Genomic DNA, 7,907 nt, shown 5'->3' with positions numbered 1-7,907 from the left:
TCGAAAACAAGAGTGCCTTCGACCGCGCCTTCAGTGATCCCCTGGTGAAGATGATGGCCGAGCTAGCTGCAGAATGATGAGCCGGTTGCCGGCCGCTTCCGTATTAAATCGTTGCGCGATACGCGCTGCCGCTCGGGTGGCATGGCGTATTGCTCACCGTTGCTGTTTCTGATTCCCGGTCTCGGTAGCGGAACTCAGTCGCCGGGCACAGCTCTCCCGCCTTGAGATTACGGCGAGTTCCGCTCGAACATCCCGCTGCCATGGCGAAGCAGCGGAACGGTCAACACTACTCAAGACATGTTCATCACCTAAGAAGCCTCCTCCATTTTTCAACGGCATCCTTCACTGCAGCGAACGAGCACGTGCCGGTGATTCAACATCCACTCTGATGACGTGGATGATGGGAAGAGCACTGAGCGACGACCTCCGATCACGAGCGTTCGGCGCGCCGGCCTTGAGAACCAGTTGCCGCTGCTTCGCCGCCACCAGCCGGCCAAGGACCCGGCCCCTCCGAGAACTCCGGAACAGCCGCCCGGCGGCCTCCCCAAGATAGTGAGGTGACGCCGGACGTGCCCCCGCCACAGGCCCCATCGCCACCGCTCGCGCCATCAGCACCGATGTTGCCAGCGCGCCGTAACTCGGCATTCCGTAGGAGCCTACGCGACTACATGCATTCGGGTAATCGCGCCGATGGGCAACGTGCTCTGGAGCACTGCTTCGTTCAGCCTGCGCGCAACAGAAGAAATGCTCAGCGCGCGGGAAAGGGGCAGCCTGAAACAGTTCGCTGTTGCGCAAGAAGTCGGCCCGAGTTCGCCAAAAGACTCGCCGACGCGGCTGGTCGACTCCATGGCCAACGGCACCTCGATGAGTTTGCGTTCACCACCGCCGGAGAGCGGCAGTAGTTCGGCGGTATGTTGATCAGGATGGCTTTGTACTTGATCGCTTGGTCCAGAACTGCGGCGAGCGCACGGCTTTTGAGCTCCTGTCCCACAAAGAGCTGAGGGAAAACTCACAAGGCCGGACGGGGTCTTGAGCGGCGTGCGGCTGCCCCGTAGGAATTAGCATTGGTCACTGAGGCCCAGCAAAAAATAAATTGAGCGAGCTGAGAGTTCTCACCAACCCAGCCGCTGACCGCAGCTACCATCAACGAGCGCCGATCTTGCACGAGACCAAGCCGCAGGCGTCGCTTTGCCGACAGCGGCGTCTCACGTACGGCTGGTATGACGCCGAAAATATTTTGAAAAAAGATTGACTTCGATCGTCAAATCAAAGGTCGAATGCACAAATATAATTTGTTGTGGAAAGTTCATAATCATGAAACTGACTTCATCACCTTAACTCAAGTTTAACAAATATCTCCTTCCTGGAGTCTCCTGCCACTGTTATCTTTGCTGCCGATACATCTAGATTGGATCGGCGGCTACCTGATTGCGGAGCGTCGCTGGCTGATTTGCGAGAGGATTAATGCGGGACGTTGGCTTAAATGAAGAGTTCCTCGCTGACCCGGTCGTAAGGATCAAGTCGAGAGCTGGACATATATTTCTGCGAGATTTCGACAAGGACGGCACGGTGACCGCCGCCAACGCCTCCGGCATCAATGACGGCGCCGCCGGTGCGGTGCTGATGAGCGAAGCGGAAGCCGTCAGGCGGCTGCATCACCCCGCTGGCGCGCATCGTGTCCTGGGCACCGCCGGCGTCGATCCGCAGATCATGGGCACCGGGCCCATTCCGGCTTCGCGCAAGGCGCTGGCCAAGGCCGGCTGGTCGGTCGGTGACCTCGACCTGATCGAGGCCAACGAGGCCTTTGCCGCCCAGGCCTGCGCCGTCAACAAGGACATGGGCTGGGATCCCTCGATCGTCAACGTCAATGGCGGCGCCATCGCCATCGGGCACCCGATCGGTGCTTCCGGTGCCCGCGTCTTCAACACGCTGGTCTTCGAGATGCGCCGCCGTGGCGCTAAGAAGGGCCTTGCCACACTGTGCATCGGCGGCGGTATGGGCGTCGCCATGTGTGTCGAAGCAATGAACTGACCAATAGCGAATGGGGAGCAGCGAATAGAGCAGAATGGCGTCGGCGCGACGGAACATCAAAGGCGGCAACCGTTTCGCACTCAAAGGCTGAGGATGTGGGGAGTCTGTTGCAACGGCTGAACTGGGACGCAGGGAGAGATTAGGTGGCCTGCGGTCAGGCGGCGAGGATTTCGAACTGCTCGGCCAGGGACGGGTTCGGATTGAAGGCATACCTCGCCTGTCGTTTGCGCATCATGTGGACCATTTTGTGCGTGCGCTGGTACCTGGCCTGCAATGTGAGTCTGCGTAATCTGGAAGAGATGATGGCCGAGCGCGGCATTGCGGTCGATCACACGACCATCCATCGCTGGTCTGTTCGATTCTCGCCATTGCTGCAGCGCTTCAACCGGCGCAAGCGCGGCGTGACAGCCAAATGGCATGTCGACGAAAGCTACATCAAGGTCCGCAGCCGGTAGATGTATCTCTGCCGCGCCATCGACAGCGTCGGCGATACGGTCGAGTTCTGGTTCAGCGCGCATTGCGATCTGCCGGCAGCCAAGCGCTTCTTCAGACAGGCGCTGGAGCGCCATGGCCGGCCCGATCGCGTAGTCATCGACGGCAGCCAGACCAACCGGGAGGCAATCATCTCCTGCGACACGACGAACCGCCTGCAGAACCGCTCCCGGCGAACATTGAAACCGATCCGCATTCGCCAGAGCCAGTATCTCAACAATCGCATCGAACAGGACCGCCGCCGGATCAAGCGCCGTGTCGGGCCGATGCTCGGCTTCAAGTCACCAGAGTCAGCCTCCATCACTCTGTCCGGTATCGAAAGCAGGATTACGGATTGGTCGAACTTATGGCCTTTGAACAATTGCAACCTTCCGAAAATGATCGAAGGCTCCTTGCCACAGCGCTGGTAATCAAAAGGTTGCAACAGATCCGGTCAGGATCGCCAAAGGTTTATCACATCCCCCGGAAAACGCCGTGGGTGCAATACTGTCAGGCACAGCGGCGACGGCAGCGCCGTCAACGACAACGGTTAGAGCTTTCAGCGCAAGCGACCGTCAGGGGTCGGTGTCCCGAGCATCTGCCGTTCGAACGCGTGATCATTGCCGCTCCGTAGAACTGTGTTGCGTTTCGGCCAGACTGCTAGGCCTTTATCCGGATTTTCGCCCACCGGCCCCACCGTTTCGTCGCTGACCTCCCGCAGTGACCACCGCGCCAGGGAAACGGTGGCGGATAAAACCCGAGTAACCAAGCTTCTTCATATCCTCATGCAGTGACCGGATCCCACCTCGTCAACGTGAACGATACCGCGCATCTCCATCCACAAACTTTTGTGAAGCTCGGCAAAGAATGTCGGAAAGCCGACAAAACGGTCGGTCGGGCGGACTGTCGATATGCACGAGTGGTGCAACTCAGCGCGGTCCGCCATTCGGCACGCAACTTGCGTGGGTCACGGCGGACGGCCGCAGGCGGCAGTCCTTATGGGCTAGGGGACGACGTGGATACCCGGTCGTTCGGTTAGCGACTGCCGATCTGATAGGAGTGTTCAATGGCCCATCCCTATTATGATCTCCCGTCCCTCACTGTCCTTACTGCCCTCGAGGTATTCGAGGCATCGGCCCGTCACCTTTCGCTCGAGCTTGCAGCTTCCGAGCTGAACGTGACATCGGGAGAGGTCACTCGGCTGATCAAAGTCATTGAGGACGAGCTTGGTGTTCCGCTGTTTGTGAGGCCAGGAACCGGCGTGGTGCTTACCAGCGCTGGCAAAGACCTCTACACCGAGCTGGCAAGCATTTTTTCCAAGGCGTCCGATGTCGTCACGACCATTAAACGCGGCGATCGTTGCCGGATGTCATGATTGCCTCCACCGATGTGTTCGCCTCGATCTGGCTGATACCGCGCATGCCACGCTTTGGGGCACAGCACGATGATATTACAGTTACTGTGGCAGGCCCAAGTCCGCCATTACCGGCCGCTGGTCGAGCGGATCATCGCCCAGACCGAACGGCGGGTCCTGGCAGGCGAGCCGGTTCCGGCCGGCGAGAAGCTGGTGAGCCTGTTCGAGCCGCATGCCGATATCATCGTCGCAACGTCGATTACGGTCACAAGCTCAATCTGACCACCGGCCGCAGCGGACTGTTCCTCGATCTCGTCATCTAAGCGGGCAACCCAGCCGACAGCGAGCGTTTGCTGCTAATGCTGGAGCGCCACATCGCTTTTTACGGCGAGCCGCCGCGTCAGGCGGCGGCCGACGGCGGCTATGCCAGCCGCGCCAATCTGCGCCAGGCCAAGGCTTTGGGGCGTGCGCGATATGGCGTTCCACAAGAAGAGCGCCCTCAGGATCGGAGACATTGGTCAGCAGCCGCTGGGTGTATCGCAAGCGCTGCGCAACTTCCGCGCTGGTATCGAGGCCAGCATCTCCTGCCTGAAGCGCGCGACGGTTCGCTTTGAGACGGCGCCAGGTCATCAGATGCAGATCGACTTTGGCTCGCGTGTGGATCGGCGGCGAGCGGTTGCGTGTTCACCTGTTCGTGGGGACGCTAGGCTATTCGCGACGGGTGCATATCCGCCCCTCTTTGCGGGAGCGCCAGGCGGACTGGTTCGAGGGGATGGAAGGAGCTTTCCTGCGCTTCAGCGGGGTTCCAGCGGAGATCCTGCTGGATAATGCGAAGGCTTTGGTTGAGCATCAAGACGCGGTGACGCGCAAGGTGAGGTTTAATGCACGACTGCATGCCTTTGCCCGCTATTGCCCGGCACCGAGGCTAGTCTCCTGCCGGGCTCTCCTGCGGATTGCTTTCCCATACAACGTCGTCACGCGGAAGCCTTGTGGTAGTGTTGTATGTATGTCGGTGTATTTTCGGAAAGTTAAGTATAAATACGACGTATATCTCAAAATTGCAACGTAACGTAATGTAAAATTCTCAAAAATCACCTTTTTGCTCCTGCATGCAGCTGGTACAGTCGCTCTTGAGAATACCAAATCGTCTTTTCTGGTACCCATCTTGGAGTGTCGATGGCTTATCGTGGAGAGCGTCCATGCAGGACCGGCAGCAGCCAGGTCAGGAATTGCTAACCAATCCCGCCGGGCGGATCAAGCCGAGAGGGTGGACATATGTTCCGCTAGAGGACGTCGACGTGATTACCTTGTGTCTAGACGCCTTCGCATGGTCAAACAACCATCCTCCGCGTAGTGGCAAGGAACAGTTCGTGGTTTTAGCTGCGGCCGTTGCGCGCCCATGAATGCAGTGCCGCACCCATCTACCCTTACACGGAGGACGGTTATGAATTCCCTGGATCAGCAGACAGCACCGGAGCAAGCCGCACGAGAGCGCATGAAGGCATCCCATGCCCTCGATGGCGACGCCGCTCGCTTGGCCCACTTATATCGCGGATGGGCGAGTGCCTTCGATCTGGATCAGGCCCGCGTCGGGTACTGCGGGCCGATGATCGTGGCGGAACTGGCAGGCGCCGTGCAGACGGCCTATTTGGCCGGGCAGCGAAATGCCATCGCAATCCTGGACGCTGGCTGCGGAACAGGGCTCGTCGGCGTGGAACTGGAACGCCTCGGCTTCCGGTTGATTGACGGGTTCGATCTCTCCGAAGAGATGGCCGAAAAGGCCCGGCAAACCGGCGTCTACCGCCATGCCCAAGGCGATGTCGACCTTAACGGGCGGCTCTCCGACTACTCCAGCGCGAGCTATGACCTGACCGTCTGCTGCGGCGTCCTCACGCTCGGACACGTCCGACCGGATGGATTGCGCGAGCTGGCTCGCGTCACCCGCCCGAACGGCTTCGTCATTGCAAGCACCCGCAAGAGCTATGTGGAGACGACATCCTTTGAAGACCAGGTGCGGCGTCTGCAGGATGAGGGCGTCCTTATACCGGCACAGTGTCTAAGGAACGGCAGATACGTCGCCGAGGAGGACGCGCACTATTGGGTCTTCCAGGTGCCCGAGAAGGTCAGCGCACCGACGGAGGAGCGGCCATGACCTCGATACCGCAAATCTTGCTGTCGAAACTGGCAGCTGATGTAAGGCGACACGAGGAGCGCGAGCGCCTACGCATGCCCTGCCAGGAGTCCGGGTTCTGAGCATGGCACCACGAAAGAACGCATTAGCTATCCGAGGCTTCGCGACGATGCTTCATGCTGCAGTCAAAGACGATTCTCCATGCTGCAAACTAAGAAGATACCCAGATCGTTGCGCCGGCACTAACTTCAAACAAAGGTGTAATCTTGCCCAAAGATCTCGTAGGGAGACCGGACGACAAGCTGCGCGCGAAACCCGGACGCTTTAACGAAATGCCCGTGGTTGATATCCTCGATGGTACTAACATACAGACAGTGGCCAAGGAGATACGCTGGGCGCTGTCTAACACTGGTTTCATGTATGTGAAGAACCATGGTGTTCTGCAGGATTTTGTAGATTCGGTGTTCCATGTCACCCGCTGGTTCTTTGATTTGCGCATGTCGCAGAAGATGATGTTCCATATTCGGGACCCCGATGTGGCCCTTCGCGGATACATTGGGCCGTTCGGGGAGAACCCCGAATCGCCAACGCTAGATCCATTTCTGATCTCTGCCGAGGGCTTGCAAAAGCTGCCACGAGGCCGTCACCGATGTCCAAGGCACGCCATGACTTCAGCTTGTCAGCTCCATGATTTTTTGGTCGCTTAAAAAGGAGAGAACTAGCGGTATGCGGGCATAGATCACTAAGCAGGCCGCCGAATATACCCGCTAGGCCTCATCACTTCTAAAGGGCAATCGATACTATGACGCACTCTAAGAAGGTGGTTATCGTGACTGGCGCGACTTCCGGGATAGGGGAGGCCATCGTACAGGCCTTCGCCGCGACAGGGGCGTCACTCGTATTGGTCGGCCGCGACCGGGAGCGGGGCAAAAGAGCCTTGGAGTCAGTTCAGAAACTCGATTGTCCGGCCGAATTGATGCTCGGCGATGTGGCTGACTCGGCCTTCGCCGACCAGGTGGTTAATTCCAGCGCAGAGCGGTTCGGAAAGGTCGACGTCTTGGTGAACAGCGCTGGGATCATCCGGCGTGGAAGCGCCGTAGATACCACGGATGACGATTGGCGCCAGACATTCGACGCCAATGTCAACGGTGTTTTCTACTTTAGCCGCGCCGCGGTGAAGGCTATGAGGAAAACCGGCGGCGGCAGCATTGTCAACATAGCCTCGAATGTGGGGTTGGTTGGCCGTCCCGTGCTGGCTGCCTATTGTGCGTCAAAGGGCGCCGTCGTTCTGTTGACACGAGCGATGGCGCTCGATCACGCCAAAGAGCAAATCAGCATCAATGCGGTCTGCCCCGGCCCCGTTGATACACCCATGCTTGTGTCGGGCCATAGCAAGCCGGTTAGCGCGGACGAAATCCTACAAAGGAATATTGATTCAGTACCCCAGGGTCGCGTGGCTACTCCGAAAGAAGTCGCAAGTCTGACGCTTTTCCTCGCGAGCGAGGGAGCCAGGCACATCACGGGCGTTGCTGTTCCAATAGATGGCGGCTGNAAATCCTACAAAGGAATATTGATTCAGTACCCCAGGGTCGCGTGGCTACTCCGAAAGAAGTCGCAAGTCTGACGCTTTTCCTCGCGAGCGAGGGAGCCAGGCACATCACGGGCGTTGCTGTTCCAATAGATGGCGGCTGCACAGCAGGATAGGAGAATTTCTTGGGTAACCGGCTTTCAGGCAAAGTTGCCATCGTCACCGGCGGCAATCGAGGGATAGGGCGGGCGATTGCCGAGGGGCTCGCTGATGAAGACGCCATGGTTGTCGTCGGCGATTTGCTTGACAAGCGCTCCGCCGATTCCGGCAGCGTCGAGAGGCTCACGTTTATGTCTCTTGACGTCACAAAGGAGGCGTCGGTTCGTGCATTC

The 7,907-nt window shown here is 58.7% G+C and carries 8 protein-coding genes and 4 pseudogenes; 11 read left to right on the top strand and 1 reads right to left on the bottom strand.

Annotated elements, in window-relative coordinates; all coding sequences use genetic code 11:
* Window positions 1-690 precede the first annotated feature (690 nt).
* Together CIT26_RS35750 and CIT26_RS09940 are read left to right on the top strand one after the other, a co-directional pair.
* On the top strand, window positions 691-918 hold the full coding sequence (locus tag CIT26_RS35750) for a hypothetical protein (protein WP_143747818.1): 228 nt from the start codon (window positions 691-693) through the stop codon (window positions 916-918).
* A gap of 546 nt (window positions 919-1,464) precedes the next feature.
* Window positions 1,465-2,031, top strand: coding sequence for a thiolase family protein (locus CIT26_RS09940; protein ID WP_425350334.1), 567 nt, complete (start codon window positions 1,465-1,467; stop codon window positions 2,029-2,031).
* Window positions 2,032-2,185: 154 nt separating this feature from the next.
* On the opposite strand, the pseudogene CIT26_RS35745 reads toward CIT26_RS09940, so the two are convergent.
* Window positions 2,186-2,278 (bottom strand): annotated as a pseudogene (locus CIT26_RS35745) (IS6 family transposase); the annotation flags it as partial.
* On the opposite strand from CIT26_RS35745, the pseudogene CIT26_RS09935 reads away from it, so the two are divergent.
* The 9 genes and pseudogenes from CIT26_RS09935 to CIT26_RS35740 all read left to right on the top strand — a co-directional run.
* Window positions 2,265-2,843, top strand: a pseudogene (locus CIT26_RS09935) (IS6 family transposase); the annotation flags it as partial. The pseudogenes CIT26_RS35745 and CIT26_RS09935 overlap by 14 nt on opposite strands.
* Before the next feature lie 725 nt (window positions 2,844-3,568).
* Window positions 3,569-3,877, top strand: coding sequence for a LysR family transcriptional regulator (locus tag CIT26_RS09930; RefSeq protein ID WP_245319321.1), 309 nt, complete (start codon window positions 3,569-3,571; stop codon window positions 3,875-3,877).
* An 84-nt stretch (window positions 3,878-3,961) separates the two neighbouring features.
* Window positions 3,962-4,456: pseudogene (locus CIT26_RS09925) on the top strand (transposase); the annotation flags it as partial.
* Window positions 4,448-4,766: pseudogene (locus tag CIT26_RS37040) on the top strand (IS21 family transposase); the annotation flags it as partial. The pseudogenes CIT26_RS09925 and CIT26_RS37040, both read left to right, overlap by 9 nt.
* A 534-nt stretch (window positions 4,767-5,300) precedes the next feature.
* Window positions 5,301-6,008 (top strand): class I SAM-dependent DNA methyltransferase, encoded by a 708-nt coding sequence (locus tag CIT26_RS09915; RefSeq protein ID WP_095492422.1) that lies wholly within the window; start codon window positions 5,301-5,303, stop codon window positions 6,006-6,008.
* 245 nt (window positions 6,009-6,253) lie between these two features.
* Entirely contained in the window at window positions 6,254-6,694 is a 441-nt protein-coding gene (locus CIT26_RS09910; RefSeq protein WP_143747817.1) for a 2-oxoglutarate and iron-dependent oxygenase domain-containing protein, read from the top strand.
* 95 nt (window positions 6,695-6,789) lie between these two features.
* Window positions 6,790-7,611, top strand: a complete 822-nt coding sequence (locus CIT26_RS09905; RefSeq protein ID WP_095492420.1) for an SDR family NAD(P)-dependent oxidoreductase — start codon at window positions 6,790-6,792, stop codon at window positions 7,609-7,611.
* Window positions 7,581-7,691 (top strand): SDR family oxidoreductase, encoded by a 111-nt coding sequence (locus CIT26_RS37195; protein ID WP_245319317.1) that lies wholly within the window; start codon window positions 7,581-7,583, stop codon window positions 7,689-7,691. Before CIT26_RS09905 ends, CIT26_RS37195 begins: the two co-directional genes overlap by 31 nt.
* 9 nt (window positions 7,692-7,700) lie before the next feature.
* Window positions 7,701-7,907, top strand: a 207-nt coding sequence (locus CIT26_RS35740) for an SDR family NAD(P)-dependent oxidoreductase (RefSeq protein WP_143747816.1), incomplete at its 3' end; no start/stop codon positions are given.

Origin of the sequence: Mesorhizobium temperatum (assembly GCF_002284575.1) — a bacterium.
Lineage (GTDB): Bacteria > Pseudomonadota > Alphaproteobacteria > Rhizobiales > Rhizobiaceae > Mesorhizobium > Mesorhizobium temperatum.
The sequence above is the reverse complement of the archived record's forward strand: the minus strand, read 5'-3'. Positions and strand labels throughout refer to the sequence as shown.